The organism is Desulfosarcina variabilis str. Montpellier, assembly GCF_048565275.1.
In the GTDB taxonomy this organism is placed as follows: domain Bacteria; phylum Desulfobacterota; class Desulfobacteria; order Desulfobacterales; family Desulfosarcinaceae; genus Desulfosarcina; species Desulfosarcina variabilis.
In genome coordinates, this window is sequence record NZ_CP159846.1 from 6823010 (window position 1) to 6837662 (window position 14653).

Annotated in this window: 14 protein-coding genes; 10 read left to right on the forward strand and 4 right to left on the reverse strand. The window is 50.4% G+C overall.

Annotation, left to right across the window (positions count from 1 at the left end; genetic code table 11):
* Positions 1–6 precede the first annotated feature (6 nt).
* The 10 genes from Dvar_RS30890 to Dvar_RS30935 all read left to right on the forward strand — a co-directional run bounded on the left by Dvar_RS30890 (position 7) and on the right by Dvar_RS30935 (position 11478).
* Complete coding sequence (locus Dvar_RS30890) at positions 7–759, forward strand: succinate dehydrogenase/fumarate reductase iron-sulfur subunit (RefSeq protein ID WP_419664183.1); 753 nt, start codon at positions 7–9, stop codon at positions 757–759.
* 463 nt (positions 760–1222) lie between these two features.
* Positions 1223–4459 carry a chemotaxis protein CheW gene (locus tag Dvar_RS30895; protein WP_419656977.1) on the forward strand — a complete coding sequence of 1079 codons (3237 nt, stop codon included), beginning with the start codon at positions 1223–1225 and terminating at the stop codon, positions 4457–4459.
* Between the two features lie 11 nt (positions 4460–4470).
* Complete coding sequence (locus Dvar_RS30900) at positions 4471–4929, forward strand: chemotaxis protein CheW (protein ID WP_419656978.1); 459 nt, start codon at positions 4471–4473, stop codon at positions 4927–4929.
* A 69-nt stretch (positions 4930–4998) separates the two neighbouring features.
* Complete coding sequence (locus Dvar_RS30905) at positions 4999–6114, forward strand: protein-glutamate methylesterase/protein-glutamine glutaminase (protein WP_419656979.1); 1116 nt, start codon at positions 4999–5001, stop codon at positions 6112–6114.
* Between the two features lie 52 nt (positions 6115–6166).
* The gene (locus Dvar_RS30910) at positions 6167–7003 is read left to right on the forward strand and encodes a CheR family methyltransferase (RefSeq protein ID WP_419656980.1); all 837 of its coding nucleotides are present in this window, start codon (positions 6167–6169) and stop codon (positions 7001–7003) included.
* 61 nt (positions 7004–7064) lie between these two features.
* On the forward strand, positions 7065–7646 hold the full coding sequence (locus tag Dvar_RS30915) for a response regulator (RefSeq protein ID WP_419656981.1): 582 nt from the start codon (positions 7065–7067) through the stop codon (positions 7644–7646).
* Between the two features lie 220 nt (positions 7647–7866).
* Positions 7867–8556, forward strand: coding sequence for a PTS sugar transporter subunit IIA (locus Dvar_RS30920; RefSeq protein WP_419656982.1), 690 nt, complete (start codon positions 7867–7869; stop codon positions 8554–8556).
* A 68-nt stretch (positions 8557–8624) separates the two neighbouring features.
* Entirely contained in the window at positions 8625–10310 is a 1686-nt protein-coding gene (locus Dvar_RS30925) for a chloride channel protein (RefSeq protein ID WP_419656983.1), read from the forward strand.
* 56 nt (positions 10311–10366) lie between these two features.
* Positions 10367–11191, forward strand: coding sequence for a universal stress protein (locus Dvar_RS30930; RefSeq protein ID WP_419656984.1), 825 nt, complete (start codon positions 10367–10369; stop codon positions 11189–11191).
* 11 nt (positions 11192–11202) lie between these two features.
* Positions 11203–11478 (forward strand): hypothetical protein, encoded by a 276-nt coding sequence (locus Dvar_RS30935; RefSeq protein ID WP_419656985.1) that lies wholly within the window; start codon positions 11203–11205, stop codon positions 11476–11478.
* A 65-nt stretch (positions 11479–11543) separates the two neighbouring features.
* On the opposite strand, the gene Dvar_RS30940 is transcribed toward Dvar_RS30935, so the two are convergent.
* From Dvar_RS30940 to dnaX, 4 genes are read right to left on the reverse strand one after another with little or no spacing between them, the layout of a single operon-like run.
* A complete protein-coding gene (locus Dvar_RS30940) occupies positions 11544–11951 on the reverse strand; it encodes a YkgJ family cysteine cluster protein (RefSeq protein ID WP_419656986.1) in 408 nt (135 codons plus the stop codon).
* Positions 11941–12540, reverse strand: a complete 600-nt coding sequence (gene recR / locus Dvar_RS30945) for a recombination mediator RecR (RefSeq protein WP_419656987.1) — start codon at positions 12538–12540, stop codon at positions 11941–11943. The genes Dvar_RS30940 and recR overlap by 11 nt, the downstream gene beginning before the upstream one ends.
* 4 nt (positions 12541–12544) lie before the next feature.
* Positions 12545–12856: a YbaB/EbfC family nucleoid-associated protein gene (locus tag Dvar_RS30950; RefSeq protein WP_419656988.1), complete on the reverse strand. Its 312-nt coding sequence runs from the start codon at positions 12854–12856 to the stop codon at positions 12545–12547.
* A 12-nt stretch (positions 12857–12868) separates the two neighbouring features.
* The gene (gene dnaX, locus Dvar_RS30955; protein WP_419656989.1) at positions 12869–14563 is read right to left on the reverse strand and encodes a DNA polymerase III subunit gamma/tau; all 1695 of its coding nucleotides are present in this window, start codon (positions 14561–14563) and stop codon (positions 12869–12871) included.
* Positions 14564–14653: the final 90 nt, after the last annotated feature.

Here is a 14653-nt window from a genome sequence, read left to right on the forward strand (position 1 = left end):
AAAACCATCGATCTGACACTGAAAGTGTGGCGCCAGCAGGGTCCGAAAGATAAAGGGCGGTTTGAAACCTACCACGCCGAAAACATATCGACGGACATGTCATTTTTGGAAATGCTGGATGTGGTAAATGAACAACTGGCCGTTGACGGAAAAGAACCGATTGCCTTTGATCATGATTGCCGGGAGGGTATCTGCGGCATGTGTGGTTGCGTGGTCAACGGACGAGCCCACGGCGCTGAAAAAGGGACCACGCTGTGCCAGTTGCACATGCGCCACTTTAAAAGCGGTGATACCATCGCTATTGAACCGTTTCGGGCCATGGCCTTCAAAGTGATCAAGGATTTGGCCGTGGACCGCAGCGCATTGGATAAAATCATCCAGGCCGGTGGGTACATTTCGGTGAACACCGGCGGCGCCCAGGATGCCAACGCCATTTTGGTCCCTCAGGAAATGGCGGACCTGGCCATGGACGCCGCCCAATGCATCGGTTGCGGTGCCTGCGTGGCATCCTGCCCCAATGCCTCGGCCATGCTCTTTACCAGCGCCAAGGTCTCTCAACTGGCCTTGTTGCCGCAGGGCCGGCCCGAGGCAGCCCAACGGGCCCTGGCCATGGTCCGGGCCATGGATGCCCTGGGCTTTGGCGGTTGTACCAACGAAAGGGAGTGCGAGGCTGAGTGCCCGAAAGAAATCTCGATTACCAACATTGCCCGACTAAATCGAGAATATCTGAAAGCCGGATTTTTTTCAAAAACCATTTAAGAAAATCGTTATCATAAAATAGTCTACCACCCATTTTGCCGGAGTGACAATCGTTGGTGAGGTCACTCCGGCAAGTTTTTTCCTTCCTATCTCTTTTTACCGCTGCAGGCCTGATTTTACGTGTCCCCCCCATTTACCTGCCTGAAACAAAAACAAGCGCCTTTTATTTCCCTTATGTATTGTTTATCCATTATTATTAATGTTTTAAAAACAACTAAAGTTTTTCCCAACGTAGCGGATATATGTTCAGAGAAAACGTTTGCCGCTTCATCGAGGTGACCGGCACTTAAAAATGGGTAATCTTAGTCATCAATTCCCGTGCCGAGCACAAATCACTCATAAAAAAATGCATCATCCCCACACTCGACCTTGGCGGTCAACGTTCTCGGCAACGACCAAATGGTTCAATAACACATTTAAATAAATACAGATCTATATCAATTTCGTTAAAAAGGAGCACATCATGACGATTCAGGACGACGAAACTTTACAGATGTATCTGGAGGAATCCATTGAGCATCTGGCAGATATTGAAACAGATCTGCTGTCAATCGAAGAAGCGGGTGCTGACATCGATGAAGATCTTGTCAATAAAGTCTACCGTGCAGCCCATTCAATTAAGGGAGGCGCCGGGTTCATGGGGTTGACCACAATAAAGGACCTTACCCATGAAATGGAAAATATTTTGGGAAAAATCAGAAGCCGAGATATGATCCCCACCCCGGAAATTGTCAATGTACTATTAGGTGCTTCCGATACCCTCAAAGAATTAATGAATGATGTATTCACCAGTAACGATGTTGACATTAGCCGGCATATCGATGCGCTCCAGGCAATCGCCGAAGGCAAGCCGGTTGCAGCGCCCCCAAAGGCACCGGCCGAACCTGCTGCGGCTGAAAGCAAGGCAGGCACTTCTGACAACGACGCCGCGCCCACCCCATCCAATGGATCAGAAATGACAGCGATTACATCGTCCGATGGCACTGTATCCATCGATGCAGATCGCGGCCTGGTTGAAGCGCTGATCGAAGAAGGAAAATTTGTGTATCTGGTCCGAATCGACCCGGCGATCGACTTAGCGGCAAAAGAAAAAAAACCCAGTGCCTTTCTTGAGGAGATGGAACAAACCGGCACACTGATTTCTAGTAGCATTGCTCCGGAATCCATCCAAACCATGAACGTTGCAGCGGATCAAGCCAGCCCATCGTTAATCATTCTGTTTGCAACCATTATTAAACCGGATGACATCACTGTACTATTTGAAATCCCCAAGCATCAAATTCATCGTGTCGATCTGGACATGAGCACCCAGTGCCTGGGTGCCCCTGCCCAAGCGACTGCCGAGACAGATATAAAGCCAGCTTCCATTGACACCGAACCGGTTCCGGAACCTGCCATTGAACCGGACCATACACCCGCTGCGGCACCTGCGGAAACACTCAAGCAGTTAAATCAGAAAAAGAAAACGACCAAAAAAACGGAAACCGATACCAGCTTGCGGGTACACGTCAGCTTGCTGGATCAGTTGATGACCCTGGCCGGCGAACTGGTACTGAGCCGCAACCAGCTTCTTCAATCAATGAGTTCAGAAGATCATCGGGGCTCAGAAATCGCAGGTCAACGAATCGATCTAATCACATCCGAGTTGCAGGAAGCCATCATGTTGACCCGCATGCAGTCCATCGGCAATGTGTTCAACAAGTTCCCCCGCGTCGTCCGGGATCTTTCCCAATCTTTAGGGAAAAAGGTGGATCTGCATCTTGAGGGCAAAGATGTTGAACTGGACAAGACCATTATCGAAGCCATTGGTGACCCCCTGACCCATTTGGTGCGCAATGCCGTGGATCATGGGATTGAAATGCCGGATGTGCGTCAGAGGGCCGGCAAGTCCACCACAGGGAAAATCTATCTCAAAGCCTATCATGAAGCTGGACAGGTCAATATTGAAATCACCGATGATGGTAAAGGGCTGGACGGCCATGTGTTGACTCAGAAAGCATTGGAAAAAGGGTTGATCTCCGAAGATCAGGCCAAGGTCATGTCGGACAAAGAGAGAACCAACCTTATTTTCCTGCCTGGCTTTTCAACAGCCGAAAAGATTACTGATGTATCCGGGCGTGGCGTGGGAATGGACGTGGTCAAAACAAACCTGGACAAACTCGGTGGCATCATCGACATTGACTCAGAACAGGGCAAGGGATCTACGATTCGGATCAAGCTGCCATTGACCCTGGCGATCATTCCTTGCCAAATTGTCATGACCGGCCGCGAGCGCTATGCCATTCCTCAGGTCAACCTGGAGGAGCTGCTGCGCATCCCCGCCAGCCAAGTCAAAGATCGCATTGAGCGGGTAGGTGATGCAGAAGTTGTGCGCCTAAGGGGTAATCTGTTGCCCCTGATCAAACTGGCCGATGTTATCGAAACCGATTCCGTTTTTATTGATCCCAAGACCGGGAAAAGAAAAATGGATCGCCGCCATTCTTTAGCCGATCGACGCTCCAAAAAAAGCCCGCTGAAGAGCGCAGAAGAAGCAGTGGAATCCACAGAGCCTGATGTTGACGCCGAAAAAAGGCAGCAAGCAGATCGCCGCTATCATTCAGCCAGCGCCTTGAATATCGTCGTCGTTTCCACTGGTGCGATGAAATACGGCCTAGTGGTTGATGAACTGCATGACTCTGAAGAAATCGTCGTCAAGCCCCTGGGACGCGATTTGAAAAAATGCAAGGGCTACGCCGGCGCCACGATTATGGGCGACGGTCGTGTGGCCCTGATCCTTGACGTGGGCAATCTGGCTCAAATGGCCGGCTTGACCTCCATCGAAGGGTCCTCGCGTGCAGCGGAGGTGGCCGAGGAAAGCAAACGCGCCATTCGTGAGCAAAAAGATCGTCAATCCTTGCTGGTTTTCCGTAGCGCGGAAAATGAGCAATTTGCCGCACCGCTGAACATGGTCGAACGGATTGAAAAGATCAAGGCCACGGATATTGAAACCGTGGGCGGCAAGCGGGTGATTCGTTATCGTGGAGGCAGTCTGCCGCTCTTCTCCGTTGATGAAGTTTCCATGGTCGAACCCCTGGCGGACTCAGAAGACCTGCTCGTCATCGTCTTTATCCTCAATAACAGGGAGATCGGCCTGCTTGCCATCGGGCCGGTGGATGCGGTTGAGCTTTCATTGGAAGTGGATGGACAGACCCTGAAACAGGCAGGCATCATGGGATCGGCAATTATCAACGATCACACCACCTTGATGGTTGACGTGTATGAAATGGTGCAAACCCTGAACCCTGAATGGTTTGAAACCCTATCGAGCGCAACCAGTGAAGATGGTGAAGCAGCGAAAATTCTTTTTGCCGAAGATTCCAACTTTTTCCGCAATCAAGTCAAAAGCTACATGGAAGATGAAGGGTATACCGTTATCGAAGCGGAAGACGGCGCTATCGCCTGGGATCTTCTTCAAGAGCACGCCGACGAAATTTCATTGGTGGTGACCGATATTGAAATGCCCAACATGAACGGTTTCGAATTGACCAAGAAAATAAAGGAAAGCAATGCATACTCCCATTTACCGGTGATCGCGTTAACCACGTTGGCCGGTGAAGAAGATATTGCCAAAGGGCGCGAAGTTGGCATCAGTGACTATCAGATCAAACTCGACCGGGAAAAATTAATCCGCAGTATTTATGGATTCTTGACCGAAAAGTAGGAGACAGCCCAATGGAAAAACCCTCTGGAAATAAAATGGCAAGCAGAGCCGTTGAGATGGCCACCTTTTATGTCGGCCAAGCTCTTTGTGGCATGGACATCCTCAACGTTCAGGAAATCAATAAGTTGATGGACATGACAACGGTCCCCCAGGCCCCGGACTATGTCATGGGCATCCTCAATCTTAGAGGCCAGATTGTCACCATCATCGACCTGGGAAAAAAGCTTGATCTTGGATCGACCGAATTGAGTGAGATGAGCCGCAATATCATTGTCAATTGCAAAGACGAGCATATTGGCCTGCTGGTCAGCCGCATCAGTGATGTTGTAGAGGCTGATCTGGACAAAATGGAACCTCCACCGGCAAATATTGGAGGCGTTCAGGGAAAATTCTTCAAGGGCGTATTCAAAACCAAGGAGCGCTTGATTGGCATTCTCGATGTGGAAAAAGTGCTGGAAAATGAAAAATAAGTCATCCTTGCTAAACCGTATGGTGAGCTGCAATTATCGAATATCACTATTAGTTGAGGAAAGTCATTAATGATTAGTCGTAAACCATTACGGGTGTTGGTGGTGGATGATACGGTCCTGTATCGCAAAATTGTAAGCGATGCACTGGCGACCCTTCCCAATGTCGAAGTGGTGGGAAGCGCCCATAATGGGAAAGCTGCTATTTCCAAATTAGCATCCCTGAAGCCAGATTTGCTTACCCTGGACATTGAAATGCCGGAAATGAACGGCATTCAGGTATTGGAGTATCTCCAAAAAAATACCCCTCAAACCGGCGCAATCATGCTCAGCACTCTGACTCATGAAGGCGGGGCGATGACCATGAAAGCGCTGGAACTGGGCGCTTTTGATTTTATCCCCAAGCCCCAGTCGGGTACCATGGCGGAAAACCGCAAAAAAATAGAATCTGCCATTGGCCCGATGATTCACGCGTTTCAACGTAGTGCCCGGGTTACCGGTGTGTTGAAATCCGCATCCCGAATCGGCAAGCCAGCCGCGCTCAAAGCGGCTCGAAAGGCGCCGGTTTCTACAGCCAAACGGCCGACGCTCCGTTTAAAGCGATCCAAAGCGGAAATTATTGCCATTGGTATCTCAACCGGCGGACCGAACGCCCTTTCCAAAATGCTGCCCATGCTTCCCAAGGACATTGGTGTCCCCATTTTGATTGTCCAGCATATGCCACCGATGTTTACTCAGTCATTGGCCAATTCTCTGGCCAACAAATGCAGTGTTGCCGTCCGTGAAGCCCGGCAGGGCGAGCCCATCGTCCCGAATACCGTCTTTATCGCGCCGGGAGGCAAGCAAATGAAAATCGTGGCGGGTGCCGATGGAAAATCGAGAATTATCAAGATTACCGACGATCCCCCCGAAAACAGCTGCAAACCCAGTGTGGATTATTTGTTTCGCTCCGTCGCCCATCATTACGTCGGCCGATCAACCGGTGTGATTATGACCGGAATGGGGTCCGACGGAACGGAAGGCCTGAAGCTGATGAAGCAAAACGGGGCAACCATTATCGCCCAAAATGAAGCCACTTGTGTGGTTTACGGTATGCCCCGGGAAGCCGCCGAAACCGGTTTAGCAGACGCGGTGTTGCCATTGAACCAGATTGCCGACATGATTATGAAAACGGTTCGTGTGGGTTAGCCGACCATCAACGCCATCCCGGTAATTTCCCCTCATAGGCTTAGGAAAGCAAATGATTAAAATTAAACCGGATGAAATAAAAGTTCTTTCTAACTATATTTATAGTATTTCCGGCATCAGCATTGACGCTTCAAAGGCCTATCTGCTAGAGACCCGGTTTGGCAAGCTATTGGAAGAAGAGGGGTGTAAATCCTATAACGAATTTTATCACAAAGCAAAATCGGGTACCGATAAGGTTCTGGAAACAAAAATTATTAATGCCATCACGACCAATGAAACACTTTTTTTCCGGGATAACGGACCATTTGACTTGCTTAAATTCAAAATTCTGCCGGATTTGATTGATATCCGGGGCGGCAACGGAAAACGGCCAGGATTTTCCAATCTTAAAATTTGGAGCAGTGCCTGTTCCACGGGCCAGGAAATTTATAGCGTTGCCATTGTTATCAAAGAGTTGCTTGGCAACAGCAATCAAAAATTCACCTTGTTGGGAACCGACCTTTCCAATGCAGCGGTGACTCAGGCCAGTGCCGGCATCTATAATAAATTTGAAATCGAAAGAGGGCTTCCACGGGAAAAGCTCCAGCGCTATTTTGTCCCGGCCGGCGGCAATTGGAAAATCAAAGATGAAATCCGTGCCATGGCCTCATTCCGGCGTATGAATTTGATGCAGCCGTTTGTCGGATTGGGCAAATTTGACATTATCCTTTGCCGCAATGTGGCGATCTATTTCACCCTTTCCGATCGAAAAAAATTATTCAATAAAATTGCGGACATCTTAGAGCCTGATGGGTATTTGATTATCGGTTCCACCGAATCACTGACGGGGGTCTGCCCACGGTTTATCCCCAAACGGCACCTTCGTTCGATCTACTATCAACTCGACTGATAGGTGATCGGTGGTTTTGTTTCGAGAAGCAGTTTAGCCCGTTTGTCAGGGAGAATACAAAATGACAAATCTTAGAATCCTTGTGGTTGATGATGATCCCGTAACCCGGACGCTTTTAACCAAACGGTTGATCAGTGATGAATGCACCGTTGATACTGCTGAGGATGGTGTGGTCGCCATTGAAAAGATCGCCAGCCAGTATTATGACGTCGTCCTTACCGATTTAATCATGCCTGGTGGAGTTGACGGTATCCGTGTGCTTGAAGAAGCCAAACGTGCCAATATCAAAACCGAAGTTGTTTTGATCACGGCCCATGCGTCGGTAGACAACGCGATTGAAGCCATGAAGAAAGGTGCTGTTGACTATCTCCAGAAGCCCATCAATTTTGACGAACTATTCCTCCGCATCGATAAAATCCGCAACCTTAAAATGCTTATCAAAAACGCCAGTGATCTTCGTGAAGCGATGGATATTACAGAAAAAACATCCGCTGAAACCATTCAGGAACTGGAAATGATGGTAAGCGATCTCAAAGGCCGTCTGACCGCCATCCGGGCAACGCTCGAACAATCGGACGTAGACCCTGAAACGCGTCTAAGATTGGCACTTCAAGGGTTGGATGCAGATGCGTTGACAGATTAAGGTCGCAATCCGCCATCTTTTCAATGACCGTCTTGAGGAAACCAACCCACTTTTGACCGAAACGGTATTGAGATTCCGTACCCGAAACGAGATATTTCCATCGTCAACCGCTTTGCGGCTCCCCTTCAAAAAAATAAAAAACACAAAACACCTTGATTAATTTGTGGGTTCAGCGTATTTTTAGTGTTTTTAAATTTCTATGTATAGGCTAGAAGGCAACATGAAACTTTCCATGGAAATGATTGCCGGTGCGTTGGATCTTCCGGTATCCACGCTCAAGCGCTGGATTCGCCAGGGAAGGATACCTGTTCAACGTAGTGGTGCGGATGGGCTCTTTTCTCCGATGGCACTCGAAAAATGGGCCGCCACACATAATTTATCCTTTACCCTAAACAACAACGATCAGGCCAAAACCAACATTTCTCCCCCACCCTCCCAGGACTCCCTGGTATCAGCCATGAAACGGGGTGATGTCCATTACCAAATGTCTGGTAACGATCCTGATAGCGTACTGCGCGCGGCAGTCGATCATATTGCGTTTCTTTCTTCCGGCAGCAAGCAAGAGCTTTTTCAAAAACTGATGGCACGCGAGCAATTGGCATCCACCGGCATCGGCAATGGGATCGCCATTCCCCATCCCCGGGAGCCACTTTCGGACCCGCCGGACGCACCGGTCATCACCACCTGCTTCCTGGAAAAAGCGATCGACTATCACGCCATTGATGATCGACTGGTTTTTGTTTTGTTTATTTTGATCAGCCCGACGGTCAAGCTGCACCTGCACATGCTTTCCAGGCTGTCTTACTGCATCCGAGACCAAACCTTTGTTGATTTTTTAACCACCCATCCAGAGGCAGCCGACCTATATTCGCATGTCTCTGTCTTTGAAAAGCAGTTGGATGACCTCTAAAACTGAAGCATAGATAGCAGCTCATGATACGCTTTTTAAAAATGCTTAGATATCCAGGTAGCTGGTCCTTGTTCAGGTCTGACGACCGGCTACTGCTGATTATTTTTGCTGTTATCGTGGGTATCTGCAGTGGGCTGGCAGGCCTGTTCCTGAATCGTGGTCTGGAAACCATGCTCTCGTGGCTGCATCACTATCGACATTACTGGTGGGCAATTTTCCTGCCCGCCGCGGGAGCCGCCCTTTCCTCTTTGTTTTTGGAAAAAATCGTTAACGAAGGCGCCGGCCACGGGGTTCCGGAAGTCATTTATGCGGTCTCGCGACATGGTGGTCTGATGCGGCTTCGATCCAGCTTTTCGCGCCTGATCTCCAGTTGTCTGACCATCGGCAGTGGTGGATCCGCCGGCCCTGAAGCCCCCGTGGTGATGAGTGGGGCGGCCATTGGATCAAACATCGCCCAGGCCTTTTCACTCAATGACCGCCAACGCGTCGCCCTGGTGGGGTGCGGTGCCGCAGGCGCCATCGCCGCCATATTCAATGCACCGATTTCCGGCATGGTTTTCGCGGTGGAAATGATCCTTGGGGAATGGAGCACCATGAACATCATTCCCATCGCCATTTCCGCCGTAGCGGGGACTGAAATCAGCCGCCTGCTTAAGGGCAATCAGATCGTGTTTGCCCACCGCAATTTCAACATCCAGTTCCACGACATCCTGGCTTGCGTTGGTCTGGCCATTTTCTGTGCGATCGCGTCCATCCTGTTGACCCGGGCCATGCGATCCATGCATCACGTCGCCAAGGGCGTTCGCGTGCCCGTTTGGATCCGCGCCGCTATCGGTGGGAGTATGGTGGGCCTGGTCGGCTATTTTCTGCCCTATATTTTGGGTGAAGGCTACCATGCCATCCGATCGGCCATCGATGGGACGTTTCCGGCCGGTCTGCTGCTGGTGACCGTGATCGCCCTGGTAAAAATTCTGGCCACATCGCTAACATTGGGTTGGGGCGGCTCCGGTGGCATATTCGCGCCCTGTCTGGTGATTGGCGCTTTTGTAGGACTGAGTTTTCACCGGCTTCTTGAAGCGCTCTGGTCTTCTGTGTTGTGGGTGAACGAAGGTTGCTTTGCTCTTCTGGGCATGGCTGGTTTGATTAGCGGCATCCTACAGGCCCCCTTGACAGGCATCTTCCTGATTATTGAGATTACCGGTGGCTATGAAGTGATCCTGCCGCTGATTGTTGTCTCGGCCATTTCCACAACGCTTTGCCATACCCTTGAACCTGCGTCATTTTACCTTAAAGATCTTGTCGAACAAGGGCAGTTGCTACGTCCTGGAACCGATGCCCGTGTGCTTACCGACCTGAGTATCCAAGAACTCTTGGAAACGGATTGTACCTGCGTCCATCCCAATATGCGACTGGCCGATTTCATTGATGTTGTGAAAAGCTCTCAGCGCAATTACTTTCCTGTAGAGGACCCCAAAAACCATCAGTTTCTCGGGATGATCTATATGGATGATATCCGCCCGTATCTATTTGATCCGGCCATGCACCACGCTGTGTTGACCGGCCAATTGATGGATCCTCATGTCCAAACCGTTTCCTTGTACGACGACTTATCGGACGTGTTGCGAAAAATGGATGAAGCACGCATTTTCAGCATGCCGGTGGTATCCGACAACCACTTTCAGGGAATGATCTCCAAGGCCACCCTTTTGGATCAATACAGGAAAGAGCTGATGGTCCAAACCGGCCGCTTTTAGGGGAAAGGCGTGGCAAAGGCAATTGCGGGCTGCACGTAACCCAAAAGAGGTAAACCATGGCACAAAATTTATTTCATATTTTCAGAAATACACCGCTGGGCAGGGAGACCCTACTCCAGTCCATCTACTTTTGCCAGCGCATGGGCCTGCTGCCAACCATCTATATTCCAACATCCACCAAATTTCTGATGTACTTTGAAAACGATGTGGTTCAGGTGGATTTGGATCCGTCTTATCTTACGGACCCGGAAACAGCCAAGGCCCATGTCGACGAACTGCTTGGGGAGGCCGGGATGAAACCCGATATGCTGGTCCCCAAACACTACACCGCCTCGACGCTGCCGGACATCCCGACCAATTTTGATTTTATGTGCTGTCCGCGAAGTATCAGCGATCTTTCCTCAAAAATCGGCTTGGGCTATATCGGCCCGCGGGTTCGTCGCATCATCCAGGCCGCTCGTTTCCCCGTTCTGATGACCAGCCCTGTTTACAAGCCCTGGCAGAGTGTCGCCGTTTTCTTCGGCGGATCGGCAAATGCAGTCAATGCCCTGCGGCTGGGTATTCGGGTGGCCAAAATGGCGGATATGCCCCTGAATATCTATACCCAGGCAGGCAAACAACCGTCAGCCGCGTATGAGTCCATTGTTGAGAAAAATGGGCTTAAAAACCCCCTGGAGCAAGTTTTAAAGAAGTGGACGTTTTTCGAAAAAGGTAGCGTTGAGGACAATCTTTACGCCGTTCCTCACGATGCATTGATTGTTTTAGGGGCATATGGACATGGAATTATCCGGGATATCATGTTTGGCAGCATGATGGAAAAAGTTCAGTCAACTATTTCAAACAACCTTCTCATCGCCGGCCCCAAGTACACTGTGAAATAAAGGAGAATAGCATGCCCGACCATCTTGCCGGACCAACAATGCGCCAAAAGATTTTTTCCTTGAATCTCGATGTGGAAACCGTATCACTCTATCTGCTTTGTTGTGCGATCGCTGACGCAGGTGCGGCGGTTACGGTCGAGGCATTGGCGGACAAATGGAATGGAGATCAAGTCAGCCTAAAACGTGAATTAAAGCGCCTGGAACAAAAAAACATTATCTGCAAGAAACAAGCTGAAGCAGGAACACCAGCACAGTATCAAATGGTCGATGACGACCAATGGTCCTGATTGGCGACCTCACGCGAACTAGTGTTCATCCAGTAATAGACAAATTGGTCATTTCTGGATGGGCACTAACTATAATCGTCCATCACCTTGTTGCGCACGCAATTGAGGATATCGTCTTCTGACGCGTCGGCCTTCATTCCCGGGCATGATGCGGCCATGGCACGCCAGTTGCCAACATCGATTAAAATACTGCGGATGTAAGGCCACTGGCGGCACATCTTCGGTTTTACCGAGTGGATGGTACAAATTTGGTCCCAGAAGATACAATAGCCATTGTCCCCTTGGCGGATCAACCGCCGATTGCCGGATTCGCTTGTGTAATCCGCCACAAACTGATCCGCTGTGATGCCCAAATAACGGGCAATCGACTCAATGTCCATAGAAGAAAGATACGTGCCGCCATAACCTTTACAGCAATCACCGCACTGGGTACAGGTAAACAACGCATCGCAGGGTGTTGAATCAGATTCCATGTCGACTCTCCATGGCTCGTTTAAGGGTTACTTGGTCCACGTATTTTAAATCACCGCCCATGGGTACGCCTGATGCGATACGGGTGACTTTCACCGGTATAGCGGCTAAAACCCCGGCAATATAGGCAGCGGTGGATTCTCCTTCCACATTGGTCCCGGTGGCCAGAATGATCTCCTCAATGGCTTCTTGCTCAATACGTTCCAGCAGTTCGGCAATTTTAAGATCATCGGGTCCGATTCCATCCATGGGAGAAATCACTCCGCCAAGAATATGGTAACGTCCCCTGAAGGCACCCGATTTCTCAATGGATGCCATGTCAGCCGGCTGTTCCACCACGCAAAGAACCTTTTGCTCGCGGGCTGGATCATTGCAGATACGGCAAAGCGCATCATCACTGAGGGCAAAACACCGTGAGCACAGTCGCAATCGTTTTTTCATGTCCACGATGCTGCGGGCCAGTTGGTTTGCCTCCTCAGCCGGCTGCTGGAGAATATGCATGGCCAGTCGCTCGGCGGTTTTCTGACCGATACCTGGCAGGCGTGCCAGATGTCTGATCAGATTCTTGACGGAGCCGGGGTAGTATTCCATAGCTTTACATCAAGCCCGGAATTTTCATCCCGCCGGTAATCTTTCCCATCTCCGAGGAAACCATCTCTTGCGATTGCTTCAGCGCGTCATTGACCGCTGCCACGACCAGGTCCTCAAGCATTTCCACATCATCCGGATCCACCACCTCTTTTTCAATCTTGATGGATACGATTTGCTGGGCGCCATTGGCCACGACAGCAACCATACCGCCGCCGGCCGAGGTTTCAACGGTTTTGCTGGCCAGCTCCTCCTGCATACGCAGCATTTTGGATTGGAGCTTCTGGGCCTGTTTCATCATATTTCCCATGCCCTTCATCGGTCTTTCCTCCTATTTGATTTTAATATCTTCAATTTTTCCACTAAAAATATCCACGGCATCCGCCACCAGGGGATGGTTTAGCAATTGCTGTCGAAGTTCGTTGGCCTTTGATTTTGCTGTTGCCACCTGGGCGTCGTCCTTTTTATCGTCGGCAAAGTCAATTTTAATGTCGCGGTCCGCATGTTGGCGGCAAATCGCTTCAACCCAATCGAGATTCTTTTTTATCAGCTTCAACGTGTATTCATTGTCCTGTATGGCGACAACAAATTTTTCCGGTGACACAGACCGCAATTGCGCTCGGGACAACGCGGCGGCAATGGATGGCTTGGCCTTCCCAATCTGATCAATCACCTGCTTCCAGGGGTCATGCGTTTCAACCGCGTTTGCGGTTCCATCTGCTTTTTTAGCATCCGCTTGGTCCTGGCCGACGACCGGGGCATCGACCACCGATGCCTCAGCATTACTGGCCAAAGGAGCCGGCGCCGCTGGTGTGACTGGCGCCTGCCCATAGGCAGATTGCGCCTCGACAATGGTTGAGTTTGATACCGGCGCCTGCAAAGCGGGATGGCTTAAAAGGCTGTCCATGCGTTCGATCAACACATCAATCGGCAGTGCCGGTGTGATCTGGTGAATCTTGAAAAAAACCATCTCAACGGCCAAGCGGGGCTGGCTGGCCGACCGGACGCGCTGTTCGGCATTGAACAGCAGGGTGAAGATCTGATCCATAAACGCCAGGGAAACACCTTTTGCCTGCTCACCCAGCGTCTCCAGATCGTTGGGCGACAGATCCGCCAGCGTTTCAGAGCGGGCCCCCATTTTGATCAGCATCAAATAACGAAAATGCATCAACAGGTCGGCGTAAAACCGTTTCATGTCCTGACCGGTTTTAAAAACCGTATCGACAATGTCCAGGATACGGGCAATATCCCTGGCAAACACCGCCTCAGACAAATCGAAAAGGATCTTGCGATCCATGGTCCCCAACAGGTTCAACACATCGTCATCGCCCAGTCCGCCATCACTGCAGGCCAGTATCTGATCAAGCAAACTCAAGGCATCACGCATGCTACCGCCGGATTCGCGAGCAACCGCCCATAGGTTCCCCGCCGATAGGGTAAACGACTCCTGCCGGCAAATCGTTTCCATCTGCTCGACAATGGCCGACAAGGCAATACGCCGCAAATCATGCCGCTGACAACGGGACAAAATGGTGATGGGAATTTTATGAACCTCGGTGGTGGCGAACAAAAACATCACATGATCCGGCGGTTCCTCGAGGGTTTTTAGCAGCGCGTTGAAAGCCGCGATGCTGAGCATATGCACTTCGTCAATAATGTATATTTTATAGCGGCTGTGGGCCGGCATATACCGGCTGTTATCCCTCAGTTCACGAACCTGATCGACGCTGTTGTTTGAGGCACCGTCAATCTCGAAGACATCCACACCCCGCCCGGCCGTGATGTCCAAACAGGAACGACAGGCATTGCATGGCGTGGCGGTGGGCCCTTTCTCGCAGTTCATGGCTTTGGCCAGGATTCGTGCAATCGTGGTTTTGCCGGTTCCCCGTGGCCCGGAGAATAAAATAGCATGGGCCACCCGCTGACTCTGGATGGCGTTGGTCAACGTCTGTGTAACGTGCGTCTGCCCGACCACCTGGTCAAAGGTCTGCGGCCGGTATTTTCTTGCCAATACTAGATATGACATAAAGGAAAATCCTCGAATACCGAATTGCTGCTATACTGTATCCCATAGGATGACAACAGGCAACCTGGGGAGCAAAACTAATTCCCATAA